Origin of the sequence: Mycobacterium sp. DL592 (genome assembly GCF_011694515.1) — a bacterium.
Classification (GTDB): domain Bacteria; phylum Actinomycetota; class Actinomycetes; order Mycobacteriales; family Mycobacteriaceae; genus Mycobacterium.
In genome coordinates this window covers 1592746-1619298 of sequence record NZ_CP050192.1, presented here as the reverse complement: position 1 = coordinate 1619298, position 26553 = coordinate 1592746, and the positions used below count along the sequence as shown (strand labels likewise).

The 26553-nt window shown below is 65.7% G+C and carries 26 protein-coding genes and 1 riboswitch; of the genes, 8 read left to right on the top strand and 18 right to left on the bottom strand.

What is annotated here, in order from left to right; translation table 11 throughout:
* Window positions 1-41: 41 nt before the first annotated feature.
* Complete coding sequence (locus tag HBE64_RS07805) at window positions 42-1217, bottom strand: IS481 family transposase (RefSeq protein ID WP_243841529.1); 1176 nt, start codon at window positions 1215-1217, stop codon at window positions 42-44.
* 571 nt (window positions 1218-1788) lie between these two features.
* Here HBE64_RS07805 and HBE64_RS07800 point away from each other — a divergent pair.
* On the top strand, window positions 1789-2781 hold the full coding sequence (locus HBE64_RS07800) for a hypothetical protein (RefSeq protein ID WP_167099958.1): 993 nt from the start codon (window positions 1789-1791) through the stop codon (window positions 2779-2781).
* A gap of 492 nt (window positions 2782-3273) precedes the next feature.
* Here HBE64_RS07800 and HBE64_RS07795 read toward each other — a convergent pair whose 3' ends face one another.
* Together HBE64_RS07795 and HBE64_RS07790 are read right to left on the bottom strand one after the other, a co-directional pair.
* Window positions 3274-3759 carry a peroxiredoxin family protein gene (locus HBE64_RS07795; RefSeq protein WP_167099956.1) on the bottom strand — a complete coding sequence of 162 codons (486 nt, stop codon included), beginning with the start codon at window positions 3757-3759 and terminating at the stop codon, window positions 3274-3276.
* An 86-nt stretch (window positions 3760-3845) separates the two neighbouring features.
* Window positions 3846-4319 (bottom strand): hypothetical protein, encoded by a 474-nt coding sequence (locus HBE64_RS07790; RefSeq protein WP_167099953.1) that lies wholly within the window; start codon window positions 4317-4319, stop codon window positions 3846-3848.
* 190 nt (window positions 4320-4509) lie between these two features.
* Here HBE64_RS07790 and HBE64_RS07785 point away from each other — a divergent pair, with 190 nt between their 5' ends.
* Window positions 4510-5157, top strand: coding sequence for a TetR/AcrR family transcriptional regulator (locus HBE64_RS07785; RefSeq protein WP_208300585.1), 648 nt, complete (start codon window positions 4510-4512; stop codon window positions 5155-5157).
* Here HBE64_RS07785 and HBE64_RS07780 read toward each other — a convergent pair.
* Window positions 5146-6258 (bottom strand): HoxN/HupN/NixA family nickel/cobalt transporter, encoded by a 1113-nt coding sequence (locus HBE64_RS07780; RefSeq protein ID WP_167099950.1) that lies wholly within the window; start codon window positions 6256-6258, stop codon window positions 5146-5148. The genes HBE64_RS07785 and HBE64_RS07780 overlap by 12 nt on opposite strands.
* A 31-nt stretch (window positions 6259-6289) precedes the next feature.
* Window positions 6290-6437: riboswitch (cobalamin riboswitch) on the bottom strand.
* A 113-nt stretch (window positions 6438-6550) separates the two neighbouring features.
* Here HBE64_RS07780 and HBE64_RS07775 point away from each other — a divergent pair.
* Together HBE64_RS07775 and HBE64_RS07770 are read left to right on the top strand one after the other, a co-directional pair.
* Window positions 6551-7228 carry a YcnI family protein gene (locus HBE64_RS07775; RefSeq protein ID WP_167099946.1) on the top strand — a complete coding sequence of 226 codons (678 nt, stop codon included), beginning with the start codon at window positions 6551-6553 and terminating at the stop codon, window positions 7226-7228.
* Window positions 7225-7728 (top strand): copper resistance CopC family protein, encoded by a 504-nt coding sequence (locus HBE64_RS07770; RefSeq protein ID WP_167099943.1) that lies wholly within the window; start codon window positions 7225-7227, stop codon window positions 7726-7728. Before HBE64_RS07775 ends, HBE64_RS07770 begins: the two co-directional genes overlap by 4 nt.
* Before the next feature lie 44 nt (window positions 7729-7772).
* Here HBE64_RS07770 and HBE64_RS07765 read toward each other — a convergent pair whose 3' ends face one another.
* The 7 genes from HBE64_RS07765 to HBE64_RS07735 all read right to left on the bottom strand — a co-directional run bounded on the left by HBE64_RS07765 (window position 7773) and on the right by HBE64_RS07735 (window position 13812).
* On the bottom strand, window positions 7773-8099 hold the full coding sequence (locus tag HBE64_RS07765) for a hypothetical protein (protein WP_167099940.1): 327 nt from the start codon (window positions 8097-8099) through the stop codon (window positions 7773-7775).
* A 470-nt stretch (window positions 8100-8569) separates the two neighbouring features.
* A complete protein-coding gene (locus HBE64_RS07760) occupies window positions 8570-9061 on the bottom strand; it encodes a hypothetical protein (protein ID WP_167099936.1) in 492 nt (163 codons plus the stop codon).
* The gene (locus HBE64_RS07755; protein WP_167099933.1) at window positions 9058-10308 is read right to left on the bottom strand and encodes a DUF58 domain-containing protein; all 1251 of its coding nucleotides are present in this window, start codon (window positions 10306-10308) and stop codon (window positions 9058-9060) included. The genes HBE64_RS07760 and HBE64_RS07755 overlap by 4 nt, the downstream gene beginning before the upstream one ends.
* Entirely contained in the window at window positions 10305-11270 is a 966-nt protein-coding gene (locus HBE64_RS07750) for a MoxR family ATPase (RefSeq protein WP_167099929.1), read from the bottom strand. Before HBE64_RS07750 ends, HBE64_RS07755 begins: the two co-directional genes overlap by 4 nt.
* A complete protein-coding gene (locus HBE64_RS07745) occupies window positions 11267-11743 on the bottom strand; it encodes a hypothetical protein (RefSeq protein WP_243841528.1) in 477 nt (158 codons plus the stop codon). The genes HBE64_RS07750 and HBE64_RS07745 overlap by 4 nt, the downstream gene beginning before the upstream one ends.
* Window positions 11744-11856: 113 nt before the next feature.
* Window positions 11857-12063, bottom strand: a complete 207-nt coding sequence (locus HBE64_RS24460) for a hypothetical protein (RefSeq protein ID WP_208300584.1) — start codon at window positions 12061-12063, stop codon at window positions 11857-11859.
* A 330-nt stretch (window positions 12064-12393) separates the two neighbouring features.
* Window positions 12394-13812 carry an SDR family oxidoreductase gene (locus HBE64_RS07735; protein ID WP_167099922.1) on the bottom strand — a complete coding sequence of 473 codons (1419 nt, stop codon included), beginning with the start codon at window positions 13810-13812 and terminating at the stop codon, window positions 12394-12396.
* Between the two features lie 56 nt (window positions 13813-13868).
* Between HBE64_RS07735 and HBE64_RS07730 the strand changes: the two genes are divergently transcribed.
* Window positions 13869-14306 carry a nitroreductase/quinone reductase family protein gene (locus HBE64_RS07730; protein ID WP_167099919.1) on the top strand — a complete coding sequence of 146 codons (438 nt, stop codon included), beginning with the start codon at window positions 13869-13871 and terminating at the stop codon, window positions 14304-14306.
* 29 nt (window positions 14307-14335) lie between these two features.
* On the opposite strand, the gene HBE64_RS07725 is transcribed toward HBE64_RS07730, so the two are convergent.
* Complete coding sequence (locus tag HBE64_RS07725; RefSeq protein WP_167099916.1) at window positions 14336-15433, bottom strand: diguanylate cyclase; 1098 nt, start codon at window positions 15431-15433, stop codon at window positions 14336-14338.
* Window positions 15434-15553: 120 nt separating this feature from the next.
* On the opposite strand from HBE64_RS07725, the gene HBE64_RS07720 reads away from it, so the two are divergent.
* Window positions 15554-15907 carry a VOC family protein gene (locus HBE64_RS07720; protein WP_167099913.1) on the top strand — a complete coding sequence of 118 codons (354 nt, stop codon included), beginning with the start codon at window positions 15554-15556 and terminating at the stop codon, window positions 15905-15907.
* A gap of 12 nt (window positions 15908-15919) precedes the next feature.
* On the opposite strand, the gene HBE64_RS07715 is transcribed toward HBE64_RS07720, so the two are convergent.
* The 5 genes from HBE64_RS07715 to HBE64_RS07690 form a co-directional block, all read right to left on the bottom strand.
* Window positions 15920-16960, bottom strand: coding sequence for an FkbM family methyltransferase (locus HBE64_RS07715; protein ID WP_167099910.1), 1041 nt, complete (start codon window positions 16958-16960; stop codon window positions 15920-15922).
* A 259-nt stretch (window positions 16961-17219) separates the two neighbouring features.
* Window positions 17220-18587, bottom strand: coding sequence for a carbamate kinase (locus HBE64_RS24455; RefSeq protein ID WP_208300583.1), 1368 nt, complete (start codon window positions 18585-18587; stop codon window positions 17220-17222).
* 2 nt (window positions 18588-18589) lie between these two features.
* Window positions 18590-19999: a DUF1116 domain-containing protein gene (locus tag HBE64_RS07700; protein WP_167099907.1), complete on the bottom strand. Its 1410-nt coding sequence runs from the start codon at window positions 19997-19999 to the stop codon at window positions 18590-18592.
* Window positions 19996-21555, bottom strand: coding sequence for an acyl-CoA synthetase FdrA (gene fdrA / locus HBE64_RS07695; RefSeq protein WP_167099904.1), 1560 nt, complete (start codon window positions 21553-21555; stop codon window positions 19996-19998). The genes HBE64_RS07700 and fdrA overlap by 4 nt, the downstream gene beginning before the upstream one ends.
* A 5-nt stretch (window positions 21556-21560) precedes the next feature.
* A complete protein-coding gene (locus HBE64_RS07690; RefSeq protein WP_167099901.1) occupies window positions 21561-22220 on the bottom strand; it encodes a cysteine hydrolase family protein in 660 nt (219 codons plus the stop codon).
* A gap of 131 nt (window positions 22221-22351) precedes the next feature.
* Here HBE64_RS07690 and HBE64_RS07685 point away from each other — a divergent pair, with 131 nt between their 5' ends.
* Window positions 22352-24466 (top strand): acyltransferase family protein, encoded by a 2115-nt coding sequence (locus HBE64_RS07685; RefSeq protein ID WP_243841621.1) that lies wholly within the window; start codon window positions 22352-22354, stop codon window positions 24464-24466.
* 33 nt (window positions 24467-24499) lie between these two features.
* Complete coding sequence (locus HBE64_RS07680) at window positions 24500-25246, top strand: enoyl-CoA hydratase (RefSeq protein WP_167099898.1); 747 nt, start codon at window positions 24500-24502, stop codon at window positions 25244-25246.
* Between the two features lie 2 nt (window positions 25247-25248).
* Here HBE64_RS07680 and HBE64_RS07675 read toward each other — a convergent pair whose 3' ends face one another.
* On the bottom strand, window positions 25249-26532 hold the full coding sequence (locus HBE64_RS07675) for an HNH endonuclease signature motif containing protein (RefSeq protein ID WP_167099895.1): 1284 nt from the start codon (window positions 26530-26532) through the stop codon (window positions 25249-25251).
* Window positions 26533-26553 lie beyond the last annotated feature (21 nt).

Below are 26553 nucleotides of genomic sequence, written 5' to 3'. Positions count from 1 at the left end.
GGGCGCTGTGTGATGTCTCAGGACATCGGCGACAGCCGGACCTACGAATGTAGGTTCGGCTGTTGTTTATTTGGGGGTTTTCGGGTGGGTCCTTTGGGTGCGCCGGTGGGTTGGTAGTCGCGGGTGGGGTCGAGGATTAATGCGCGGAGGAGGTCTCCGGTGGCGGCGTTGACGACTCGGATCTGGAGGTCGTGGATGAGCACGATGACGCAGGTTCCTGCGTGGGTTCGTCCGATGCCGATGTGGTGCAGGCGGCTGTTGTGGCGCAGTGTCACTGATCCGGCCTTGTCGATGATGTCGTGTCGGATTCGGTCGTGGGTTGTGGGGTTGGTGAGCGGGCCCGGCAGCGCTGTGGGCATCGAGTCGTAGAGCGTGGCTGGGGTGGCCCGGTGGGGCAGGGATCGGTGTGGTCGGCGGTGGTTGTATTCGTCGAGGAAGCGGTCGATGAGGGCTTGGAGTTCGGCGATCGTGGAGGGCTGGGCGGGTTGGGCGCGCAGCCATTTCTTCATCGTCTGCTGGAATCGTTCGGCCTTGCCGCATGTTGTGGGGTGGCTGGGGCGGGAGTTCTTCTGAACGACGTGGTGGCGGCGCAGCTCTGCTTCGAAGTTGTTGCGGCCACCGTGGCCGCCGGAGAGTCTGACGGTGTAGACCATCCCGTTGTCGGTGAGCGTGGAGGCAGGAATCCCGTGTTGGGCAATGGCTTTGCGGAAGGTGGTGACAACGACCGGCGTGGTCACCCGGGTATGGACGCTCACGTGCAGGGCATAGCGGGTGCAGTCGTCGAGCCAGCTGATGATCTCGACATCGGCGCCAGCTCGCCCGTCGGGGCGAGTGAGTCGGTAGTGAGTGAAATCCGATTGCCAGGTTTCGTTGGGCATCGAGGCCTGCAACCGGATGTAGGAGGACTTCGGGCGCTTCTTGGGCTCAGGGGTGATAAGCCCGGCTGCGCGCAAATGTCGGCTGATCGTCGAGCGCGACACGTGGTGGCCGTGGTGGTGGTGCAGGTGCCAGGCGATGGTGTCAGGGCCGGCGTCTAAGCCGGCAGCGGCCAGCTCGTTGCGCAGTCGCACGATCAGCTCGACAACGTCGGGTGCTACAGCGCCCGGAGAGGTCTTGGGCCGCCGTGAACGGGGCTCGAGCGCAGCCTGGCCCTCGGCTTCGTAGCGGGCTTTGAGTTTGTAGACCCAGGCGCGGTGCACGCCGTACCGGGCGGACACTTCAGCGGGACTCTGGCAGTCGACGAATAACGCGGTGATGACCAGACGGGCTTTCGAAGCGGTTGCGGCATGGCCGAGCATCACGCCCGGTCGCGGTGTCGCCGATGACCTGGGACATGTGTCGCCTATGTCGCGAGACATCTGTCGCCGATGTCCTGAACCAGCACACTGCCGGGGGCGCTGTGTGATGTCTCAGGACATCGGAATAGTTGTGAACCTGCATTAGGTTCACAGCTTTTCGGTTTGGGGCCGGGTGGGACTCCGCGTGGTTGGTAGTCCCTGGTGGTGTCGATGGTCAGTTCGCGGATGAGCTCTCCGGTAGCGGCGTTGATGATTCTGACGTTGAGGTCCTCGATGAGCATGAGCACCGGGGTGCGGGCGTGGGTTCGGCCGCCGGGGCACATCAAGGAGTCAACCAAACTGGGGGCAGTCCCCATCTGCTTGACAGGCTACTGTCCTTCCCCCGGTCACCATTTGGGTGCCCGGGGGTGTTGTGCGTTCGCCTCTCACCCGGTCTGGGTGTAGCACTGAAAGGCGGCCCCGACACCGCAGCACACCCACTTACTAGTGCGTGAATAATCCGCCGAAAAACCTTGGACCTCGCGATACCGGAGTAGCTTCCGATTCAGATACCCACCAGTGGTCGGGAGAAACCATGGTCGATCAGATTCGGGTAAAGGGTGGCGTGTTGCTCGGGGCGTTGGTGTCCGGTGCGCTGGCCGCCGGAACACTAACCGGTGCCCCCACCGCCAACGCCAACTGCGCGTCGTTCTTCGGCATCGGTAACACCGCCGACTGCACCAGCACCCTGACCACGATCGCGATCGCGATCGGCACCGGAGCGCAAGCGCACGCCGACGGATTGTTCGGCAGCGCGTTCGCGGTCGGCACCGGAGCTAGAGCCTTCACTGACGACGCCTTTACCTTCGCGACGGCGGTCGGCGACGGTGCGGTGGCGAATACTGACGGCTTGTTCGGAATCACCGCGGCACTAGGCCAAAATGCCTATGCCCTAACTGCTGGGTCCCACGCACTACCTGGTGGGTCGGGCCAGCTCGGCCTGAATATCGCCATCAATATCACCCCCGCCAGCCCGAATCTCGATGTGGTAGAGGCCACCGGTATTGCCGACATCGCCGTCAACCTGTTCGGCCCCGCGAGTAAATCCAACCCTTACGTTATAGCGAGTGGTTACTTCAATACCGCCGTGAACGTGCTGGGAACCGACAACACTGTTCTTGCCGGTGACAACAAAGCAACCGTGGCCACAGGCAGTTTGGCGTTCAACGCGTTCGGCAGCGGCAACGTTGTATCAGCGCAACCGGGTCCGTTCGCGATCGCAGGAGCGATCGGAGAGACTGGTCAATCCGTCACTAAGGCAGGCCCAGGCATCGCCATCGGAACAAGGGTCGGCGGGGCGGCAGCGGTCAAACCCAAGAACTCCGCTCCGACCGCGGCGGCGACACCCACCGGCAACACAACAGCCGCCCCAGCGACAGCCGCACACACCCCCACGCAGAAGAAAGCCCCCGCAGCGACAGCCACAAGTCGCGGGAATAGGTAAGACCGCGCCAGAGGACACGCGAAGGGTCCGGCGGCCAAAGGAACACACAGCGGTGGCCCGGCGGCTACAACCCAGGACGACTCCCCGGGGAACCATCGAGCCACCTCTCGCGGGCACCCCACCACACCAATAGAGACCCGCGAGTTTTCTTCCACGGATTGAAACCGCCGCATCCGTACTCAAGCGGTGACCACACTTCGGGCTGTGTGCGTGACCGTAGGTCAACGTCCTCCGCGACCAACATCGCGGCAACCTCGGAAACCTGTTCGCGTATGTCCCGCCCCGCGGTCGTCGCCTGACGGAGGTCGTAGACGAAACTGCATTCCACGCAGGGGATTCATCATCGCGCCATCATTTCAGGGTCGCCGCCCGGTCAGGGGCAAGAGGGCCCGCGCCGGGCTTCACCGGGTTGGCACGTTCGTCCGCCACCGCCGAAAGAGTTGCGTCCCAAGCCGATCGCATGGCTTAGCACGCAGCGCTAAACGAAGTCGCTCACCGTGTGTCCGGATGTGCGGACACATATTTGACGAAGCCGGCTACGTCTTCGGGGACGAGCCGTCCGATTGCCCCGCTCGAATACACAGCCAGACACACCGTCTCGTCCGGTGCGAGGATGACGCCGGTCGACTGCAGATAGTGCGGATCATCGTTGACGTAGGCACCTATCGCGGCGGCGACCTGGTCGACGTCAGCACCGTATCCGACCGGGAAATGCAGCTTGCGCTTGGCGACGAGTTCCGTGGAGGTGTCCTCGTCGTCGACAGAGAGGGCGACGACTTTGACATTGAGCTCGTTGAGGGTGTCAAGTGCGCGCGAGAACGAGCCGAGTTGTGCGTTGCAGTAAGGGCACCAGGACCCGCGATAGATCAGGATGACGCCGTAAGAGCCGGCGAGGTCGCCAGGCAGGCTGATCGTGCCGCCCCCCACGGCGGGGACGTCCAGAGGGGGGAACCGTTGGCCATTCTCGAGGCGCGACATAGAGGTCCTTTCATCGTGTTTCGTTGACAGCTGAGTGGCATGTCCGACCGCGAACTCATCGGAGTGAATCGAGCGCGATCACACCGTCATGACGAAGCCGATTGCGGTTGCGTGGTCTCGGTATGCCCTTCGAGCCGGCGGCTGTGGCCTCGATAGGCTTGATAGAGATTCACGACCGCCAAGAACATGACGAACAGCGGGATGTACGGGGTTTTGATCCCGAGGGGCAGGACGTTGGCTGGGACATTGGGTTGTAAGTGCACGTAGGTCGCAATTCCCATGTTGACCACGAGCCCGGCTGACGCGACAAACACGATTGGGCGGTAGAGGTTTGGGATCTTGTGGCTGAACCACGCCGGCAACAACAAGCCAAAGCCGATGGCCATTTCGCCGACTTTGCCCAGGGGGATGCTGAGTCGGGGCAGGCCACTTTCGGTGATCTGCACGTCGAACATGGTGCGAAAAGGCTCGAAGTATTTCAAGAAACCGAACATGAACATGAACAGGCCGAGAAACATCGAGTTGTATTTCAATATCCTGGCATCTTCGGTGCGAGTCACAATCCCTCTCAAATGTGTTAGCTACTAATTCAGACCGGTGATGTGGCAGTGGTTTTTGCCTCTCACCGGATTGACCGGGTGGGAACGGATCGCGCGATGTCGAACTCCGTCGCGGATGATGCGTTGACCACACTGGGATCATGCTGGGCGAAAAGTGGACTGACAATTCCAATTCGGCTACTGTCCGGCCGTGGTGACAAACGAGCGTCGTTCCGCCCCGCGGCTGACGGCCCGCGGAGCGGCCACCAAGGCTCGCATCGTGGCTGAAGCCACATCTCTGGTCCGAGAGCGCGGCGTGGCAGGGACGAGCCTCGACGCGGTGATGACGGCCAGTCACACCAGCAGGTCGCAGCTCTATCACTACTTCGCCGACAAAGACGCCCTTATCAGCGAGGTAATCAAGACTCAGCTCGGGCGAGTCATCGCCGCACAGGAGCCGCGCCTACGTGAGGTGACATCCTGGAGCGGCCTGCAGCGTTGGTGCGATCACCTCGTCGTTATGACGCGCACAACACAAGGTATCGGCGGCTGCCCCCTCGGCTCCCTCGTGAGCGAGCTCGCCGACAGATCCGACTCCGCGCGCATCGAGCTCGCGCGGTCGTTCGCCGAATGGCAGTCCTATCTATCCACCGGCTTCGCCATCATGCGCGACAACGGCGAACTCATCGTCGAAGCCGACCCGGACGAACTGGCGCTGACGATGATGAGCGCACTGCAGGGCGGCCTGCTCATGGCGCAGACCACACGCAGCGTCCGCCCCCTCGAATTGGCCCTCAACATGGCACTTGGCTATATCGGCGGATACCGGCCCAACCCGATCCGATCATCACCGGGCTGATGGACTGATTTCCCAACGCTTTTCGACTCCGGCGACCTTCCAGTAGGTGACGGCGCACAGCCAGGTAGCCGCAAACAGCCCGACGATCGCGAACCCGGCATTATTCAGGTTGATGGAGCTGACCCAAGTGGTCACCGGGTCAATCAGGCCGAGATCGTCATGTAGCACCGATACCAGCTCGATGGTGCCGATCAGCAGCGCGACCGCGACCGACAGCCCGGTGATCGTGAAGTTGTAATAGATCTTGCGAATCGGGTTGGCGAACGCCCAGTCGTAGGCCACGGTCATGAACAGACCATCGGCGGTGTCCATCACACTCATACCGGCAGCGAACAGCACCGGCAACACCAGCACGGCGTACCAGGGCAGACCGGCAGCCGCCCCCGATCCTGCGAGGGCGAGCAGCGCAACCTCGGTCGCGGTGTCAAAACCCAATCCGAAGAGCAGACCGACCGGAAACATGCCGATCGGGCGTTTGATGCGCTGCATGATCGGCCTGAGAACCCGTGCCAGGAACCCACGATTACCCAGCGCGGCGTCGAGTTCGCGCTCATCGAACGTCCCATTGCGCAGCGCAACGAACACCCGCCAGATACCGATCAGCGCCACGATATTGATGGCGGCGATCAGGTAGAGAAACCCACCCGATGCCAGCGTCCCAGCCAGGCCCAGGCCGTGGCGCGCCGGCGAGTCCGCATCAAGCAGCGTACTGACGGCCTTGGTTCCGGCGATCACCAACACCGCCATCACGAGCACCATCGCCGAATGCCCCATGGCGAACCAGAACCCGACCGATTTCGGCTTACTGCCGTCGGCCATCAGTTTGCGGGTGGTGTTGTCGATGGCCGCGATGTGATCGGCATCGAACGCGTGGCGCAGACCGAAGGTGTAGGCGGTGACACCCAGACCGACCCCGAAGACTTCCGCGCCAACCTGGTAGTGGTTCGGCGCGACGAACAGGATCAGCGCGCCGAAACCGACAACGTGAAGGGCGCCGATCACCGCAGCGAGAGCGCCGACCTCCAACCAATCCTGTCTGCTCCACGCGCCGAGTCGCCGTCGAAGCGCTGTGCTGCTGGCGGTGGGAAGTGCTTCCGGCATCAAACGCCCCTTCGAGGGAACTGCGCCCTGTCGTGGTTGATAGCGAGCGGCCGGGTCTGGCTCCCGCGGGCTCCGAGAAATCTCTCAGTTCCGACGGACACAGTGGCGCGACCGCACCGGAATAGCACCGGTTTCCGCAACCGCTCGCAATGAACGACAGCAACATATCCGACGGCGACCACAAAGCGGTAGCACACAGGTGATTGACAGGGAACCCCGCGCTCGGTTGGGCCGACTACTGATGCGGGACCTGAAACTCTCCACTGACCCAGGGAAGGCCAGCGCAACCGATATGAGAAGCAACAGCATCACTGCCAGGGCAGTGCACGTGGTCGCGTGCGCCTGCACTCTGGGCGCCGTCGCTGCAGCGGCCGCGGCACCTGCGTGGGCACACGTTCACGTCGATGCCGACCACACCACCCCGGGTGATGACGCCATTCTGACTTTTGAGGTCCCCAACGAGTCCGACAAAGGAGCGTTGACGACTGAAGTCACCGTCGCCCTCCCCGATCTGACCGAGGTAAGCGTCGAACAGATCCCTGGCTGGGCGGCTCGCCTAGACCGCAATATGGCGGCAGGGACCGTCAAGTCCATCACCTGGACTGCGGCGCCCGGCGCCGGCATTCCGCCCGACCAGTTCGCCCTGTTCCGGGTGGCGGCCACGCTGCCAACCGGTGCTACTGCCAGCTTCCCCACCACTCAGACCTATAACGACGGCACCGCCGTGCGCTGGGATCAGCCCACTCCCGCAGGCGGCGCCGAGCCCGAACACCCCGTTCCGACGCTGACTCTAGGCGGAACTCCGCACGCCGCAAACGAGCCGTCTCCAACCGTGTCAGCGAGCCCCGCGCCCGCGGCACCCACGGCGGCGCCTGCTTCGGACAACACCTCACGTTGGCTGGCCGGGTCCGCTCTCTTGATCGCCGCGGCAAGCGTGGCCATCACCTTGGTGACGCGGCGCCGATCATGAAATCGGCCGCGGCGTCGGTGTTCGCGGCGTTGGCGATCATTGCGCTCGCCAGTGCGCCGGCAGCTTCAGCGCACGCCGTGCGCATCGCCACCGACCCCGCCGTCGACGCGGTACTGACCACCGGGCCTACCCAGGTAAGCGCGACGTTCAACGAACCCCTTCAGACGACCTTTGCGGCGATGACGGTCGTCGGACCCGACGGGAATCTGTGGTCCACCGGGCAACCTCATCTACAGGGGGCCGTCATTTCCCTCGAAGTGCTGCCCCTTGGTCCGGTCGGCACCTACACCGTCAACTATCGGGTGACCTCCGCCGACGGACACGTCGTGTCCGGATCGTGGCCCTTCCACCTCAGCGTTGCCGGAACCGGTAAGCCCGGCCCACCCGCTGAGGCGGCTTCCCCTGCCTCCCAAGGCATTCCAATGTGGTCCTTCTTCCTCGCCGCCATCCTCGTCTTGCTCGGAGAAGGAACTTGGTGGGCCCTGAGAAGGCGGGACTGACTTCAACACCGGGACCGAAAGGCGGGCGACAGGGAGAATTCACGTCACCGGTCGATTCCATCCTTGTAGTAGCGGATGGTGCGGTGCGGTGCCGTCCGTCCGCGGGGCCAGACGGTGATGGCGACGAAGGAGTAGCCGTCCTGACTCCCGGGGTACGCAGTCGGTTGCCAGTCGAAATCCACGGTCTCGCCCTCAAACGCTTCACGGAAGCCGCCGGAGACCTCTACGAGTTCGCCGGAACCGGGCGCGGCAATGTCCTCGTGAAAGAGGTGGCTGAAGTGGACCCAGCAGCCCCCCGGGGTGTCGGGACAATCGACGACACCCCACCCTTCATCTGTATGCCACTCCCGGACCGTTCCTACCGACTGCACACCCCCAACCTAGCTTCATCCATAGGACGTCCTGCCTATTGAGCCAATCAGCGATTTTCTGCTCGCTCAACGATGACCATTGAGTGAAAGCATCCATCCGAGAGTGCATTCGCACAGAGGCGCTAAAACCAACTGGCTTATGGCGGATACCTTCTTCGCCGATCGAAGGCTCGCGGACTTGCAAACCCCTCGCCAAGGCAGGTAAATCGGTTGTGGCACAATGTAATCAGTGCGGCACAATTGTCTCTACCTGACGAGGATGCCACAGCACGCCCCGACCATGAACGCGACGGTTGCCGCCAGTGCGACAACCGCGACCAACAAACCCGTCGGGTGCACACCTTGCGAAGATAGGGCCGAACCCTGAGCTGTGACTGAGCCGGCTATTTGAATCGCCAACGACGCGCGATCTCGATAAACCTGGCCGCATACAACTGAAGTTAATGGCTACTGGTCGACTTCAGGACGGCTCATCTGGTGGCCACCGGGAGCTTACGTAAATCCGTGTCCCTCTTCGAACGTGCGACGGCTCCGTGGAAGAACGGTCGGACCGCCACTACGTAGGCCACAAACATGATCGGTGCGGCAAGGGTCGTCAGCCACGGGACATGGATCGGTAATGATGCGATAGCCACGGCAACGACGCTGGCGCACACGGCAGCAATGATCGGGGATCGGCCAACGCGTCCTCGCTCGGTGTGACGCAGCAACAGATAGCAGGCGCCGCACAGCCCTACCAGTCCTGCTTGCAGGGCAGATACATCGCTGAGCATGATCGCTGCGGCGGCGAGCAAAACGGCAAGCGTTGCAGCGTGCCGCTCACGAGTACCCACGCCCACAGCGAGAGCGCTGAGTAGAGCGGCGATGGTTGCAATTCCGGTGGTGTGGATTCCCCCAGTTGCTGCCATCATCAGCCCGACCAGGAGCGAGAGCAGACGCGTCTTGCTGTGGATGTACTTCATCGTGACCTTCGGCGTGGCCGTCGATGTTGTGGAACCAGCGCCATGGCTTGATCGAGGGTGTACTCCGGTGTCCAAGGCACGACGTCCACGCCGACGGTGGACATATTGCGGTGCATGAACGATCGTTGCAGCGCCCACAGGCGGTCGACCAACGGGTCATGGTCGTCGGTGAAGGGAGTTCCGACGAGCATGTCAATGGCCACGACCGCGTACCCGCGCTTTCGCAGGTCGATCAGCGCTAAGGCGAAATCGGTCTCCAGTAGCGTGGAGAACGCGATGACGATCCCTCCAGCGGGGACCGCCCCTGCGGGAACCAGTGTGCTGGTGCCAGTGTCGGGCCCGGGGCCCGTCGCGTCGAGAATGGTGTCGATGATCCGGTAAAACTGGGCCTTACCCATATCGGCGCCGAGCCATTGGATTCTCCGATTGCCGAGGGCGACGATACCGGCGCGGTCGCCGTGCCGTAACGCGGTTTGAGCCACTTGGACTGCGCCGCGCGCCATCCGGTCGGTGGCCTCTGCAGCGGGGCCGAGAGGTTGTGCATGGCTGTCGATGAGCACCACCACGTCAGCGGCACGGTCAGTGAGCCGTTCAGTCACGTGCAATGTGCGGCGCCGGGCGCTAACGGGCCAATTCACCGTGCGCAGTTGGTCGCCCGGCACGTAGGCGCGGATGTCGGCGAACTCGACACCAGGACCGCTTCGGCGGACGAGGTGGCTGCCGAGGCGGTCAGGCAGTTCCGTGATGGGCAGGCCGGTATCTTGCGGAGGCGCAATCGGAAACACACAGCAGTCCGCGGCTTCCACGATCGCCGCTCCGCGCAATAGCCCACCGGCAGCCCCAACCTCGACGTGGGCGTACACCACATACCGTCCCCAGCGCCGGGCCGAGACCGCGACTCTCCGCTGAGACGGCGTGCAGTCGAGGATCTCGACGCCCATTCCGTCTGTTGCCGAGATGGTCAGTGCAGCAACAGCATCGGATGCCAACGTCAAGGTTATCTGCGCTTGCTCGGATTCGAAGAAGTATTGTCGAGCTGCCGAGCTGCGAACCGAGACTGTGGGCTTATCCGACTCCAAGTAGATCGAGCACAACACGCCGAGAAGCGGCGCGGCGAGCGTAATCAGTTGCCAGCGTGCGCTGAACGCCGCTCCCGCGAGAACCACCGCCAAGCAGGTGGCGATCGCAAGTGTCAATGACGATGCGCGCCAAACAGGTTGGACGGCGATTTCGCGAGCTTCGCTCACGGCGTACCTCGATTGGGCAGGACGGGCATTTTCTCCAGAAGTTCGGCCAGAACGTCACCGGCCTGGATCCGCCGCACCCACATCTCCGGACGCAGAATGACACGATGAGCCATGGCTGAGACAGCGAGGGCTTTGACATCCTCGGCGATCACATACCCGCGTCCACGCAGCAGCGCGTGAGCACGGGCGAGTTGGACCAGGTCGAGTTCCGCACGCGGACTAGCCCCCACTGCGACCTGCGGGTGATGGCGGGTGGCGTCGGCCAGCGACACCACGTAATCCAGCACGTCGTCATCGACGGCGATCTGCTCCACGGATTCCTGCATGGCCAGAAGCTGATGCCGGTCAACGACCTGGCGGAGCTGTGGTTCGGCAGAGCCGCGATCGAGGCGGCGGCGCAACATCGACCGTTCTTCCGGTCTAGACAGGTAATGCAGTTCGAGGCGGATCGCGAACCGGTCCAACTGAGCTTCCGGCAGCGGATAGGTTCCCTCGTACTCGATGGGATTCTCGGTCGCCAGCACGATGAACGGGTCCGGCAGCGGATGCGTGGTTCGGTCGATGCTGACCTGCCGCTCGGCCATGGCCTCCAACAGGGCTGCCTGCGCCTTAGGAGGTGTCCGATTGATCTCATCGGCCAGCAGCAGATTGGTGAAAACGGGTCCTTGGCGGAACTCGAAACGCCCCGATTGCATGTCGTAGATGGTCGACCCGAGCAGATCGGCCGGCAGCAGATCCGGAGTGAACTGCACGCGCGTGAAATCCAAGCCCAACGTCGCGCCGAACGACCGGGCGATCAACGTCTTCCCCAAGCCCGGGAGGTCCTCGATGAGCACATGCCCCCGGGCGAGCACGGTGGTCAGAATCTGCGTCAGCGCCTCGCGCTTACCCACCACGGCGCGTCCGATCTCATCGAGAATCGCTTCGCAGAGGTTTGCTGTCGACTTCACCGGCAGTGTCACACGCGCTCCAGACGCTCGATAATGTGTACGAACACCTCCCGGCCTGGCCCGCGTTCCTGGGCGCCGGTGCGCGAAATGTTCTCGGGATCGACCCAGCGCCACAGGTCATCTCCGAACAGGATGCGGCCTGTGTTCGCGAATGCTGCTGGGTTTCTGTTCCGTGGTTGCCTGGTGGCGATTTCGAATTGCCGGGCCAGCGCGGGCCGAAGACGGCGATCCCAGTCCGCCCGAGTGGAGTCTGACCACGCGATCTCAGACTCGGTCCGCTCCACCCATCGTTTGATCGTCGTCCCGGTCTCGTCGGCGCCGCCGTCTGCTGGTCTGGATTCTGGTCGACGGCCCAGCGACCATCGGACTGCGACGAGCGCCATAGCCAGCGCGACACCTGAAAACCAGGACATCGCATGCCGTTCGGGTATCAACAGCGAAGACGCCTCTGCGGCCAGCACGCCGCATACCCCAATCAGACCCACGACAACTGTCCTCATGGCGAAGCCAAGGCCTGGGGGCGCAACCGTCGCATCACCCGAAGCAGCACCACGACACCCCCTGCCGATCAGATATGTCCGAGGTGCATTCTCGCGTATCAACCTCGCTGGCCGGCGCGTTCGGCGAAAGCATCGAGGGTGGCGAGTACGTCGGGAGAACGCCACACTCGGTTGCGGGCTCCGCTGGTCACCTCGACGAGGATGCCCGCCTCGGTGAGCGGTTCGAGGTAGCGGTGCGCATTGGCGGACTTGAATCTCAGTTCCTCCGCCCGCAGTGCGGCGTCCCCGTCGCCAAAACTCGTCAACGCAGCGACGTAGGCATCGGTGTCGGCCAGGAGCCCGCCGACACCGACACCGTGAACCGGCGTGTCAGTTCCTTGTTGCGCAGCACTGCTTGCACGAGTGCCACGCCCGTGCGTCCATTGCCCTCCCAGCTCTGGTAGCCGCTACTCGGCGAGGCTCTGCAGGCGCCTAATCGATTGTGTCGTCGAATTTTTGGCGCAATGTTTTAATCTCGTCCCACGTCAGGTCGGGAAACACCTCGTCGCTAGTTTCCTGCACCCAGGCCCGCGTTTCCGGGCCAGCAGCCACGCCTCGGCCGCAACACCGAAATCCATGCACGACAAACACACTTGCTACCAGTTACTCGGCGCGTAGTCCTTCAGGAAGCAGCCGTACAGATCCTCGCCGGCCTCGCCACGCACGATCGGGTCGTACACCCGCGCGGCGCCGTCGACCAGATCCAGCGGGGCGTGGAAGCCCTCGTCGGCCAACCGCACCTTGGTGGGATGCGGCCGCTCATCGGTGATCCAGCCGGTGTCCACGGCGGTCATCAGGATGCCATCGGTCTCGAGCATTTCGCCAGAACTGGTGCGGGTCAACATGTTCAGCGCGGCCTTGGCCATGTTGGTGTGTGGATGCCCCGGCCCCTTGTAGCGCCGGCTGAACTGGCCTTCCATCGCCGACACGTTCACCACATACTTGCGTCGCGCCGGCGAGGCCGCCATGGCCGGGCGGAGCCGGCTCACCAGAATGAACGGCGCGGTCTGATTGCACAGCTGCACCTCGAGCAACTCCATCGCATCGACTTCGTGGACACGCTGCGTCCAGCTGTTCACCGCGCTGGTGTCAGGCAGCAGTCCCCCCGCGTCGATGGCCGTCCCGGCGGCGATCCGCTCCGGTGAGGCACTGCGGGCCTGCAGCGCCAGTTCGGTGACGGCGTGCGCGTCCGGATGCTCGCCGAGGCTGCCAGCCAACGCATGTGGATGCGCATCGCTGACGTGGTCGAAAGTGATGACGTCCACGAGTTCCGGCGGTGCCGCACGCTCGGCTTCGACCAGGGCGCTGTACGAGCCCGGCGGCCGGCGGACCGTCTGCGCGGCGTTGTTGATCAGGATGTCCAGCGGTCCCCGGCCGGCGACCTCGTCGGCCAGCGCGAGCACCTGGGCTGGGTCGCGCAGATCGATGCCAACGACGCGCAGCCGGTGCAGCCAGTCGGCGCTGTCGTCCATCGCTGCGAACCGGCGGACCGCGTCGTTGGGGAATCGCGTGGTGATCGTGGTGTGCGCGCCATCGCGCAGCAGCCGAAGCGCGATGTACATGCCGATCTTGGCGCGACCGCCGGTGAGCAGCGCGGTGCGGCCGGTCAGGTCGGTGCGGGCGTCGCGCTTGGCCCGGTTCAGCGCCGCGCAGTCCGGGCAGAGCTGATGGTAGAAGGCGTCGACGACGGTGTAGTGGTTCTTACAGATGTAGCAGGCCCGGGATCGGATCAGGGTGCCGGCACTGGCGCCGACGGCCGTGGACACCAGCGGCAGACCCTGGGTTTCGTCGTCGATCCGCCCGGGCGCCCCGGTGGCTGTGGCCGCGACGACGGTTCGGTCGGCGGCGGCCACGGCGTCCCGTTTGGCGTGCCGGCGGGCCAGCTTGACCGACTTGAAGATGCCCGCGGTGGCGCGGCGGACCCGCACCGCGTCAGGATGCTCGGGTGGTAGGGACCGGACCTCTTGGAGCACCTGCAGACAGGTGGCGAGCTTGTCCGGGTCGATCTCAGTCACCGTCAAAGGGTACGGGCCGCTTGTCCCTGCTCCACACCGCAGCGCAAGGTGGTCCCATGCAGAAATCCGATCGCGTCGCCGAGGCCGGCGCCTGGCTCCTCGAAAACGGTCACCGCCTGGTGCTGGCCCTGACCGGCGGACGGTTCCCGCGCACGGTGATGGGAATGCTTCCCGTCGAGTTGCACACAGTGGGCCGCAAATCGGGCAAGCCGTACGCGAACTTGTTGACCAGCCCGATATACGACGACAAGCGCATCGTCGTCGTCGCCTCCAAGGGCGGGCATCAGGACCATCCCGACTGGTACAAGAACGCCGTCGCCAACCCGGACGTGAAGGTGACGGTGAACAACACGACGACACCGATGCGAGCGCGCACGGCCACCCCCGAGGAACGCGCCGAGCTGTGGCCAAAGGTGGTGAAGGCCTACAAGGGATATGCGGGATATCAGCGCAATACGCCGCGCGAGATTCCGTTGTTGATCCTGGAGCGATAACGACAGAATCAGGCGATCGAGACGGGCCGCTACACCGCGGGCTGAGCATCCCCGGCATGCGGCGGCGCAACAACCACGGCCGTCCCGCCGCCGACCCGCTTGGCGCTGTACATCGCCTCGTCGGCGCGGTGCAGGGTGGCGGGAAAATCGAAGTCGGCGGCGCCACCGGGCTCCCAGGTGACGCCCACGCTGGACCCCAGCGCCACCCCCACATGGTTTCGTAGCGTCAACGCCCGCACCCGCTCGACAAAGCTGTCGAGGTCGACCTCATCGGAAAGTGCCGCGACAAGCACGAATTCGTCGCCTCCGAAGCGGCCGACAAGATCGTTGGGCCGGATGGCCTCCGTCAGTTGGTTGGCGACCGCGCACAACGTCGCGTCCCCCACACCGTGTCCGTGGTCGTCGTTGAGTTGTTTGAACCCATCGAGGTCGATGACGACGACCGCGATCACCGCATCGCGCGGACACCGGGCGAGCATCAGACCGGTCTCGGCGTAGAGCCCGCGCCGGTTCAGCAGCCCGGTCAACGGATCCCGATTGGCTGCGTGCGCGGTGGCGCTCAGCCCGCGGCGAGTGCCTTCGACGACCATCCCCGCGATCACCGGCATGACCACCACCGTCGTCAGGGCCGGCAGAAAGTACAGCGACAGCTCCGCCAACGGGGCACCGTCGTAACGGACGCCGACCCAGGTGAAGGCCACGATGGTCGCTGTCGCGAAGGCGCAATGAACCATCAGCAGCCGATACCCCAGCAGCACGGCGACGAACACGCCGATCAGGCACATGTAGACGGTGGCCGACAGGCGCGCTTCGGGCGCGGTGAGCGTGGCGGCCGACGCCGCCAGCGCGACGTCGCCCCAGATTGCGAACGCGATGGCCCGCCGGTACCCAGGCCATGGCGTAACCAGCCACCACACGCCGATGATCAGAGCCGATACCAACAGTGTCAGATGGATGGCCCGGGCCACCGATCCGTCCGGCCCCAGCGGCTGAATGCTGTGGAACTGTTCGATAGCACTGAGCAGTCCCAGACCGATGCAGGCCAGACCGGAGAAGATCCTGAGGGCCTCCAGGTAGCCGGTGGCACGCAGTACCGCGGTAGCGATGGCGAACTCGCGTTCCCCCATGCGGCTGCCTCAGATCGTGGACGGTACGAGTGGGGATGCTAGCGGGCGCCGCCGACACCGGCCTCATTGCCCTGCGCGACGAGCCTACGATGAATCCACCCATCACACCGGAGGCACGAAGTGAGCGACCACGAAGTCAAGATGATCATCCTGTCGACCGATGACCTGGATGAGTCCATCGCCTTCTACAGCGACACCCTGGGGATGGCGGTGAAGTTCCGCGACGGCACGCATTTCGCCGCGCTCGACGGCGGTGCGGTCACCTTGGCCCTGGCCACCGAGATCGACCATCCCATCCCCGGGCAGGTCGTGGTCGGGATCAAGACCGCCGATGTGGACGCCGCGGCCAAGGCCGTCGAGGAGAGTGGCGGAGGCATCGTCAAGGGCCCGTACGACGACGCCCACGAACGCCGCGCCGTCGTCTACGACAACAAGGGCAACGGCCTGGTGTTCTACAGCCCGCTCAAGCGCTGAGCCGGTTCGGCGTCAGCCGAACAGCCGCACGAAGCGGTGCGAGTCGATCGGCAGGCTGTCCGCATCGACGCGCGAGAGCACCAGGTCCAGGCGCGCGACCCGCTTGGTCAACGGACGCCGGACTCGAACGGCGTCGCTGACGTCGTTGGGCCACAGGTAGCGCCACACCGTGTAGCTGTTGCGCATCTTGTAAACGTGAAATCCCGCGTCGAGGAACGGGCGAAGCACGTCGATCGGACGTAATGTCTTGTCGCCCCACCACTTCGGCGACAATTCGATGACGACCTCGGCGTCGGGGCGCAGCGCCGGTATCAGTGGCGCCATCCCGGCCACCACGTCGGGTTCGGCACCCTCGACGTCGATCTTGATCAGCCGGGTGGCCGCGATGTCATCGGCCGACAGCATCGAATTCAGCGGCAGCGCTTCGATTTCCGCCTCGGCATGCATACCGTGCGATTGCACGGTGGTGGTCATTCCCACGTTGTGGGCCGGACCCGCATAGATGGTCAGGGTGCCCGGTTCGGCGGAGGCGGCTTTGTTCAGGACGCGGATCCGGTTCTCAGTCTGGTTGATCGCCACGTGATGACGCAGATCGGCGGCGACCACGGGCGACGCCTCGACCGCCACCACCGTGCCGCTCGGGCCGACGCACTCGGCGGCCAGCAGCGAGTAGTAGCCGACGTTGGCACCGACGTCGACGAACGTGTCACCGTCGCGCAGCCGTCCGGCAATGAACCGGGTGAGATCCGGCTCCCACTCGCCGAACATCCAGATGTAGGTCTGGACGAGGTCGGGTAGCCGGCAGGTGAACAGGGCACCGAAGTCCGCGCGGCCGCTCACCACCGTCGGCCGGCGCAGGAGGACCCGCGGAGCCAACAGGATCACGTAGGCCAGGTAGGGCGGCATGAGCAGCACGGCCCGCAGCAGTTTCTCCAGCACGAACAGTCGGCTCTTGGTTGACCGAAGTCGACGGATCGCTCCGCGCATCCGCGCCGCGGACGGCGCAGCCGTCTCATCGAAGCTCGGTGCGGGCAGCTCATACCGAACAGCCATTGGTTCCCCCCAAAACCTGTTGCAAACGAGACTAAATATTCTGACCCTCGCGACAGTTTACGGCCTCGGCGGCCATTAGTTCCCGACCAGAGGCCGGAATCGGGTCGACGCTGAACGCGACTTAGCCTGTGCTAACAGTGTTTTTGGGCGATCACACCGTCGTGTGCGTCCGATACTGGCTACTGCAGAATTCCATCCAGCAAATTGGATTCCATCGCTGTTCGGTCCGCGCATCCGGCTTCAGCAAACCAGGAACAGATCAGGACGAGATGCCCTCCGCGGCGATATAGGCGCGCCAGCCGCCGTGCCGGCTGATCTCCCGCTGACCCTCGACCAGAGCAGGCTCGCCGAGCACACCGAGAACCGTCGACCCGTCAGCGAGGTTGACTTTGCCGATCGACAACCCGGGTGGCTCGTTCAACAAGATTCCGGCCAGCCCGGCGGCGGGTACCGACCACACCTCGACCGCGACGGCCACTCCCGACCCGTCGGTGACCCGGATCATGGCGGGGTGGTCGTCGTTGATGGTCCAGATCCGGTACACCGGTTCGGTGGTGGTCTCCTGGACGAACGTGGCACCGGCGGCCGCCATGTTGGGCGAGAGTTTGAGTCCGCGCATCAGGGTGCCGTTGACCGCCAGCAGCACGGCCCCCGAGCCGCTGCGCGCCGGCTGCGGTGCTGCGGCTGCGCCGACGATCCGGGTGCCCGATGTGCCGGCCAGGATCGCAGGGATCTCCTCGGCTGCCCCGATGATGCCGGTGCCTCCGGGAGTCGTGGCGGCGAAGTCGGCGACGGCCTCGACCTTTGGTTCCATCGACCCCTTGCCGAATTGGCCGGAGGCGATGTACTGCCGGGCTTGTTCGACGGTGATGGTGTCGAGCCACTTCTCCTCGGGTGTGCCGAAGCCGATCGCCACGCGCGGCACCCCGGTCGGGATCATCAACAGATCCGCGGCCAGGTCGTGGGCGAGTAGACCCGAGGCAATGTCCTTGTCCACCACAGCTTCCACGCCGGTGAGCGTCCCGTCGGCCGAGACGCTCACCGGGATGCCGCCACCGCCGACCGCGACCACGATCGCCCCGTCGTCGAGGAGCTTACGAATCAGATCGGTCTCCAGGATCGCCGTCGGCCGCGGCGATGCGACGGTGCGGCGCCAGCCCCGCCCGGCGTCCTCGGCGATCGTCCACCCCAGCGCCGCAGCCATCTTCGTGGCCTTGGCTTCGTCGAGGAACGAACCGACCGGCTTGGTCGGGTTCTCGAAGGCCGGATCGTCGAGACTGACCACCGAATGGGTGACGACCGCCACCACCGGGTGCGACAACCCCCTGCGGGCCAGTTCATTGCGCAGCGCCTTGACGAACATGTAGCCGATCGCGCCCTGGGTGTCAGCGACAGCGTAGTCGACGGGCACCGGGTCGACCTCGTCGGAGGCCAGCTCCGAGCGGCGCAGGATGAAGCCGACCTGGGGTCCGTTGCCATGGGAGACAACGAGTTTCCAGCCCTGCTCGACCATGTCGATCAGGGGTGGGACGGTCCGCCTGACGGTGTCGTACTGCTGCGGGATGGAGTCGTGCTCGGCGTCGGTGACCAGAGCATTGCCACCGAAGGCGACGATTGCGGTTCCCACGCTCACTCCAGTCCCGCCGCGAGCGCGGCCAGTGCGTCGTTGAAGCATTCCATCGGCGCGGTGGTGATACCCGCTCCGATCTGACCGACACCGGCTTGGCGGTGGGCGATTCCGGTGTTGATGATCGGCAGGACTCCGGAGTCGACCACCAGCCGGGCGTCGATTCCCGCCGGTGTGCCGCCGAAGTTCAACGGCGGCAACGTGAATGCGGGGTTGGCGCCCAGTGTGATGGCCAGCATGCGGCGGCTGTTGGCCGTCGCATCCGCAGGGGTGCCGCCGACGAACTGCACGATCGCGGGCGAGGCCGCCATCGCAAACCCACCGAGGCCGTTGGTCTCGGTGATTGCCGAGTCGCCGAGGTCGGCGGCCGCGTCGTCGACGGTGTAGCCCGGGAAGTACAGTCCGTCAACAGGATTGGCTGGTGCCTGGAACCACTGGTCGCCGGTGCCGCTGAGCTTGATGCCGAAGTTCACGCCGTTGCGTGCCATCACCGTCACCATGCTGCTGCCCGGCACATTGGCCGCGGCGTCGGTCATCGACTTGCAGGCCGCCATCGACACGTTGAGGAAGAAGTGGTCGTTGCCGGCCACGAACTCCAACGCGCGGCGCACCGCATCCGAGGGCAGATCAGCGCCCATCAGCGACAACGTGAGGCGCTTGAACAGCAGCGCGGAGGCGGCGGCGTTGCGGTTGTGCAGTTCGTCGCCCATGTGCAGCGCCTGTGCCATCAGGGGTTTGAGGTCCGGGTCGACCAGCCCGCGCACCGCGACCTGCATGGTGTCGAAGAAGTCGCTGCCCAGCCAGCGCAACCGGTCGAGGACCTCGGGCGAGTTGGCGCCGAACCGCAGCACCTTGCCCAGCCCCTCGTTGAGGTTGCAGTAGGCCCGGTTTCCGGCGGCGGTGTTCTCCACCACCCACACCGGCATCGACGGGCTGATGATGCCGGCCATCGGCCCGACCGCGCTGTGCTCGTGGCACGGTTCCAGTGACACCGCACCACTTTCGGCGAGCTTCTCGGCCGCGTCGAGATCGTCGGCCCAGCCCTCGTAGAGGATCGCCCCGGCGATCGCGCCGCGCTGCGGTCCGCACATGTCTGGCCACGCGATCGGCGGACCCGAGTGCAGAATGCGCCGCTCCCCCGGACCCAGGCCGGCGATCGCTTCACTGGCGCGGACGAGGTCGATCAGGCGGGGTTGGGCAGCCAGGTAGCGGTCGTAAGCCGTTCGGTTGGCATCCTCGATACGCGGGTCGCCCACCAGAGTGGCCAGCGTCCAGCCCAGTGCCGCATCGGCTCCCGCCGGGGGTGCCCACGTGAGATTGGTGACCTGCCCGCCCGCCGCGGTGACGTTGTTGGCGAAGCCCTGCAGGCCGATGTTGACGACCTTGATGTCTTCGTCGAAGAGTTTCTTCACGCGGTGACTCCTTCGCGCTCGGCGATCAGCGCCGCCGACCAGACGGCCGCCTCGGCATTGCTCGACGCGACCAGGACACCGGCCGCCTTGAGACCGGCGACGGCCTTTGCACGGTCCTGGGGATCCAGATCGGTGCCGCACACGTAGCCGATGAACGCGACGGTGCGGCCTTCGGCGCGGGCCTTGGCCTTCGACGTGCCGATGACCGAAATCAGTTCAGCGGTCGGATCATCGGCGGATCCGTAGCCGAGCACCACGTCGAACAGCACGACCGCCGTCGTCGGATCGGCCACCTCGTCGCGGATGCGGGCGTCCTTCTGGGACGGGTCGATCATGGGATGCGGTCTGCCCTGGGTGAATTCGTCGTCGCCCATGTCGACGATGGTGTTCTGCAGGCTGATCCGGATGTCGTCGAGTGCGCTGTTGCCCGTGACCGGGGTGTTGGAGTAGGCGGAGATGCCGCGGGCGCGGTGCACCAACTGGGCTTCGTAGCAGAAGGTGCCGCCGGAGAAGATGCCCCGCACATAACGTTGGCTGGGCGCCATCGAGCCGGCCAGATCGCCCAGGACCCGGCGCATCTCGTTGGAGATGGTGATCTCCCCGCTCTGCGGCTTCTGCCCGCGCGCCAGTTCGACGGCCATGTCGGCGGCTTGCGCGAGATAGGCGGCGCCGTACACACCGTTGCGGGTGATCGAGGCCGGGTCGGCGCCGAGGAAGATGACGACGACGGGTTTGTCGCTGGCTTCGGCGGCAGCCAGCACAGTGGCCGCGACATCGGGTGACGGTGGTTTGGAGACCAGCACGATCACCGACGTCCCGGGATCGCCGTCGAGGGCGGCCAGGCCGTACAGCATGGAGATGCCGCCGATGGCGTCGGCCAGGTCGTGGCCGCCGGTGCCGAGTGCCTGCGAGATACCCGAACCGTTCTGGTGCACCCGCACGGTGACCTCCTGGGTGCCCGTGCCCGAGGCACCGACAACACCAATCGGGCCGCGCCGCACCACATTTGCGAACCCGAGCGGGATGCCATTCACGATCGAGGTGCCGCAGTCCGGGCCCATCACCATCAGGTCGACCTCGCGGGCGTATTGCTTGAGGGCCAGCTCCGCTTCCGGGCTGACGTTGTCGCTGAACACCATCACGTCCAGGCCCAGCCGCAGCGCCTTCATCGCCTCGGCGGCGGCGTAGTCGCCGGGTACCGAGATCAGCGCCAGGTTCAGCGCCGGGTCCTTGGCGACGGCCATCTGGATGCTGGTGACCGGTGCGGCCGAAACGGTGTCGTCACCGCCCCCGGGTGCGGCAGACAGCAATGAGTCGGCCAGGGCCAGCGCTTCTGCGCAGGCGTCCTCGGTGCCTGAGACCGCGACGACGAGGTCGTTGGGCCGGACGTCGAAGGTGCCCAGGCCGGCCTGGGCGAGGTTGTCGACGTTGGTGGCCGAGGCCATTGCGACCGAGGCGGCTTCGATGCCCGGTACCGACGTCAGCTGCGCCGACACCGTCATCAAGGACACCGAGTCCTTGTAGAGGTTGGGGTAGAACCGGGAGTTCGTGGTCATGCTGACTAGGACACCGCGGCCAGGAAACGCTCGGAGTCCGAGACCCAGCCGAAGATGCCGCCCTGGGCCTTGATCATGTCCAGGGCGACGCGCTGGAACACCGGGAAGTAGGACGCCACCCCGTCGGACAGCACCACACATTCGTAGCCGCGATCGTTGGCCTCGCGGACGGTGGTGTGCACGCACACCTCGGTGGTCACCCCGCACACCACCAGGGTCTTGATGCCGCGATCGGACAGGATCTGGCCGAAGTCGGTGGCGTGGAAGGTGCCCTTGCCGGGTTTGTCGATGACCGGCTCACCCTCGATCGGGTACAGCTGGTCGATGATGTCGTGGCCCTGCTCGCCGCGGATCAGGATGCGGCCCATCGGCCCGGGCTCACCGATGAAGGTCTGCCCGCCGCGGTGGAGTTTCGCCGAGGGACAGTCGGACAGGTCGGGACGGTGTCCCTCTCGGGTGTGGACGACGAACATGCCGATCTCGCGCGCACGGTTGAGTACCCGCTGAATCGGCTCGACGGCGGCCAGCAGCAGAGAGGTGTCGTTGCCGAGCGCCTCACCGAAGCCGCCGGGCAACACGAAATCCCGTTGCATGTCGATGATGACCAGCGCTGTGCTGTCCACATCGAAGTTCAGGGGAAAAGGCTCTGCAACGATCGTGGGCATCAAACGTCCCTTCTGACGAGCACGGGGCGGGGCCGCTCAATTGAATCGCAACAATCAAATCTGCGCCTGTCGTCGACTTTTGCCTGGCGTGGCACCACGGCCACCGGGCGGCTGACGGCAACAATGAGCCCATCCTGTCCCCCACTACGACCAGAACGCGACGACGCACGTCGCGCGCTGACTTTCGCCCTGACATCGAAGGATTGCGGGCCGTCGCGGTGGTCGCCGTGGTGGCCTTTCACGGCCACCTGGGGCTGGGCGGCGGGTTCGTCGGCGTCGACGTCTTCTTCGTCATCTCCGGGTTCCTCATCACCCGCCTGTTGATGGCGGAGGTGTCGGGCACCGGCGGGGTGAGTCTGTACCGGTTCTACGCGGCGCGGGCCAGGCGGCTGTTGCCGGCGGCGGGCACGGTCCTGGTGATCACGGCGGTGGCGGCGGCCACCCTGTTACCTCCGCTGCAGGCCCGCTCGGCGTTGGGTGACGCACTGGCCAGTGCGCTGTATGTCGGCAATTACCGATTCGCGATACACGGCACCGACTACCTCGCCGACAACCTGCCCTCGCCGTTCCAGCACTACTGGTCGCTGGGGGTGGAAGAGCAGTTCTATCTGGTGTGGCCGCTGCTGATCCTGGCGACCGCATGGGTGATTCGCCGCCGCCGGATCAGGTCGCGGTCGCCGTACGTCGTGGCCCTGCTGGTGGTCGCGGGCGCGTCGTTGGCCCTGGCACTGACGTGGACGACGTCCGCGCCGCCGTGGGCGTTCTTCGCCCTGCCGTCGCGGGCGTGGGAACTGGCCGTCGGCGGTCTGGTCGCGCTGTCGGTGCGGGTGTGGCGGCGACTCGGGCCGGGATCGTCGGCGGTGGCGGGGTTCGCCGGGCTGGCTCTGGTAGTCGTCGCGTCTGTGCAGTTCGACGAACGCACGCCGTATCCGGGCACCGCGGCGCTGCTTCCGGTGCTCGGCACCGCGCTGGTGATCGCCGCAGGCTGCGGCACCCCGGTGCGCGGCGTGGGCCGCTGGCTTGCCTCGCCGTGGCTGCGGGACCTCGGCCGGCTGTCGTATTCGTGGTACCTGTGGCACTGGCCGGCGCTGGTGTTCGCGCCGCTGCTGGTCGGTCATGAGCTGGGGCTCGCCGGTCGCATCGTGGCGGTGTCGGCGTCGTTCGCGCTGGCGGTGCTCACCTTGCGCTACGTCGAGCGGCCGGTGCGGCACTCGATTCGGCTGCGCCGGTCTGCGGGCCGCAGCCTCGTGCTCGGCAGCGCGGTGACCGCGGTCGCGGTCAGCGCGGCCCTGCTGTTGCCGATGTTCGTGCCGACCTCGGTCGGGCATGGCAACCCCGCTCCGGCGGCGCTGACCGAGGCGCGCGGGGTCACCGCAGCCGATCCGCTGGCCGATGCGATCGGGAAGATCGCCGCCGCGGTGGCCGCCTCCGCGCAGCGCCACGACGTTCCGTCGAACCTGACTCCCCCGCTTTCCGAGGCCGCCACCGACAAGCCGGCGGTGTTCGTCAACGGGTGTGTGCGGTCCTGGCGCGACGACGGAGTCCCGGACTGCGCATCCGGGGACCTGTCGAGCAAGACCACGGTGGCACTCGTCGGTGACTCGCACGCCGCGATGTGGCTACCGGGGTTGGAACCTGCTGCCCAGCAACGGCATTGGCGGCTCGAGACGATGGCCAAGATCACCTGTCCGCTGCAGGACGTGGGCATCAGCAGCCCGTACCTGGGCCGCGAGTACACCGAATGCCAGACCTGGCGCGCGCAGGTGATGGACCGGTTGCAGGCCGAGCGCCCGAAACTGGTGGTGCTCGACATGTCGCGGCGCTACGGCGCGGACTTCGGTTTCACCGCCTACGACCGGGCCTGGCTGGACAGCCTCAAGGCTTTGGTCATGGAACTGCGCACGGCCACCGGTGGCCGGGTGCTGGTGCTGGGACCGGTGCCCGACCCGCACGCCGTCGTGCCGGTGTGCCTGTCCGATCATCTGGCCGATACCCGCGACTGCACGCCGGCGCGTTCAACAGCCCTCAACGCCAACGGTATTGCGACCGAGTCGGCGGCGGTTCGCTCGGCGGGCGGGTGGTATGCCGACCTGTCGTCGTTGTTCTGCACCGACACCGTCTGCCCGGTGATCATCGGCAACGACCTGGTGTTCCGCGACGACAACCACGTGACCGTCAGCTACGCCCGCACCGTGGGGCCGGTGCTGGCGATGCTCGCCGACGAGGCGATCTCGCCACGCAGCTGAGCTGGGCCGGCCACCATTGCTAGCCTCAGTTCCGTGCCAGATTTGGTCCTCTATGAGGTGCGCGACCGTGTCGCGCTGATCACCGTCAACGATCCGGACCGCCGCAACGCGGTCACCGATGCGATGTCCGAGCAGCTGCGGGCCGCTGTCGAGGCCGCCGAAGCCGAGGCCCACGCCGTCGTCGTCACCGGGGCAGGTAAGGCGTTCTGCGCGGGAGCCGACCTGTCGGCTCTCGGGGCGGCCGCCCGCGAAGGCCTCGAACGGATCTATGCCGGCTTCATGGCGGTCGGCCGGTGCACGCTGCCGACCATCGCGGCGGTGAACGGCGCCGCCGTGGGGGCAGGCCTCAACCTGGCGCTGGCGGCCGACGTCCGCATCGCCGGACCACACGCCCTGTTCGACCCGCGGTTCCAGAAGCTCGGCATCCACCCCGGTGGCGGGGCCACCTGGATGCTGCAGCGAGCCGTCGGCCCTCAGGTGGCGCGCGCCGCGCTGCTGTTCGGCATGCGGTTCGACGCCGAGGCCGCGGTGCGCCACGGGTTGGCACTGGAGATCGCCGATGATCCCGTCGCGGCCGCGCTGGAACTGGCCGCCGGCCCTGCGTCGGCGCCGCGCGATGTCGTGATCGCGACGAAGGCGTCGATGCGCGCCACGGCGATTCCCGGATTCCTCGACACCGACCATCACGCGGCCGCCAAGGACATCGAGCTCGGACCGCAGGCCGACTCGATCGAGGCCCCCGAGTTCAAAGCCCGGCTGGCTGCCGCTCAGCGCAAATAGCGTCAGGCGACAACCAGCTCAACCAGCCGATTGTTGAGCCACACCTCGACCTCCGTGGGCTCCGTCTTGGGTGTGCCCGGCACCGGCGGGGCCACCGAGTGGTAGTGCGCACCGGTAGGAGTGGTGAATTCGGCAGTGTGCCTGCCATTTTCACTGATTCCCGTGCCGACCTTCCAACCTGCGGCTTCCTTGGTGTAGTTGCATCCAGCACACGTTCCCAGCCCGTTGATCGCACTGGTCCGCCCACCCCGGCGGTGCGGCTTGGCATGGTCGCGGTGCCGGATCGGCGCGTCGCAGTACGGCATCCGACAGCGATGGTCACGCACCTCGATAAGGTCGGCCAGCCCCTTGGGAAACAACCTCGACCGCGACTCCATCGCGACCAGCGCCCCTCCCGCGGGCCGGGCATATAACCGGCGGAGCGTGGCGCGCGACCGCTTGTCCGCCACGGCGTCCAAGACCAACTTCTGCGCAACGGCCGAAGGCACCGAGCCGTAGCCGACGATTGCCGCGGACCCGCACTCGGCACCGAGCAGTGCCTGGTCGGAGATCACCACATTCACCGATACCGGTACGGGTACGTCCGCAGGCCGCCCGGTCACCCGCTCGACGAGAGTGTCGGCCATGACCTGCCCGCGGGAACGCCCGTCGAAGCAGACGTCGGCCTCTCGCTTGAGAGCGGCATACACGGCCACACCCTGAGCCACCGGCAATAGCGCGGTCAGATACGTCATCGTGTCCGGCGCGGGCCGGATCGTCACCGTGCGCTCACCGGCCGCCTTGGCCGCCCGGTCCACCACTGCGTGCGGGTCGAGGCGATAAGCGATCGCCCTTGCGGCGGCCGTCAGTGCCGCATCCCCGACACCGTCCAGCGTGGTCGGGTCAGCGCACAGTTCCTCGTCGAGCCGGTTTCTGTCCTCGACGGCCAGGCAGGCCGACTCCCGCACAATCAGAGTTGCCCGCCACTCTGACAACACACCGCTTTCCAGCGCTGCCAGGGTGTGGGGCATCTCGTTGACCAGCGCCTTGGCGAAGCCCAGATGCCGGCCACCACGAGCCGGCGAGTCCCGCCGCGCCAGCGCCACCTCGGTAGCCACACCCTTACCTCGTCGTGCGGCCGGAATTCCGGCGGCCTCCTCGGCGTTTCGACGCGCCGTATCCAGAGCGACTGCCAGACGAGCCTGCCTGGCGGCGGCCGCCGCCTTGAGCCGCTCGAGGGCGGCAATACGCTCGACCAGCGCCGACTCCTCGACGGCAGGGCCGATATCCCACATTGATTCGCACATATGTTCGATACTAGTCGGCAC

Excerpts from the sequence above, each read along its gene's own strand:
- HBE64_RS07795 (WP_167099956.1), bottom strand. The coding sequence starts at position 3,759 with ATGTCGCGCCTCGAGAATGGCCAACGGTTCCCCCCTCTGGACGTCCCC.
- HBE64_RS07780 (WP_167099950.1), bottom strand. The coding sequence starts at position 6,258 with ATGCCGGAAGCACTTCCCACCGCCAGCAGCACAGCGCTTCGACGGCGA.
- HBE64_RS07775 (WP_167099946.1), top strand. The coding sequence starts at position 6,551 with ATGAGAAGCAACAGCATCACTGCCAGGGCAGTGCACGTGGTCGCGTGC.
- HBE64_RS07770 (WP_167099943.1), top strand. The coding sequence starts at position 7,225 with ATGAAATCGGCCGCGGCGTCGGTGTTCGCGGCGTTGGCGATCATTGCG.
- HBE64_RS07760 (WP_167099936.1), bottom strand. The coding sequence starts at position 9,061 with ATGAAGTACATCCACAGCAAGACGCGTCTGCTCTCGCTCCTGGTCGGG.
- HBE64_RS07730 (WP_167099919.1), top strand. The coding sequence starts at position 13,869 with ATGCAGAAATCCGATCGCGTCGCCGAGGCCGGCGCCTGGCTCCTCGAA.
- HBE64_RS07725 (WP_167099916.1), bottom strand. The coding sequence starts at position 15,433 with ATGGGGGAACGCGAGTTCGCCATCGCTACCGCGGTACTGCGTGCCACC.
- HBE64_RS07715 (WP_167099910.1), bottom strand. The coding sequence starts at position 16,960 with ATGGCTGTTCGGTATGAGCTGCCCGCACCGAGCTTCGATGAGACGGCT.
- fdrA (WP_167099904.1), bottom strand. The coding sequence starts at position 21,555 with ATGACCACGAACTCCCGGTTCTACCCCAACCTCTACAAGGACTCGGTG.
- HBE64_RS07690 (WP_167099901.1), bottom strand. The coding sequence starts at position 22,220 with ATGCCCACGATCGTTGCAGAGCCTTTTCCCCTGAACTTCGATGTGGAC.
- HBE64_RS07675 (WP_167099895.1), bottom strand. The coding sequence starts at position 26,532 with ATGTGCGAATCAATGTGGGATATCGGCCCTGCCGTCGAGGAGTCGGCG.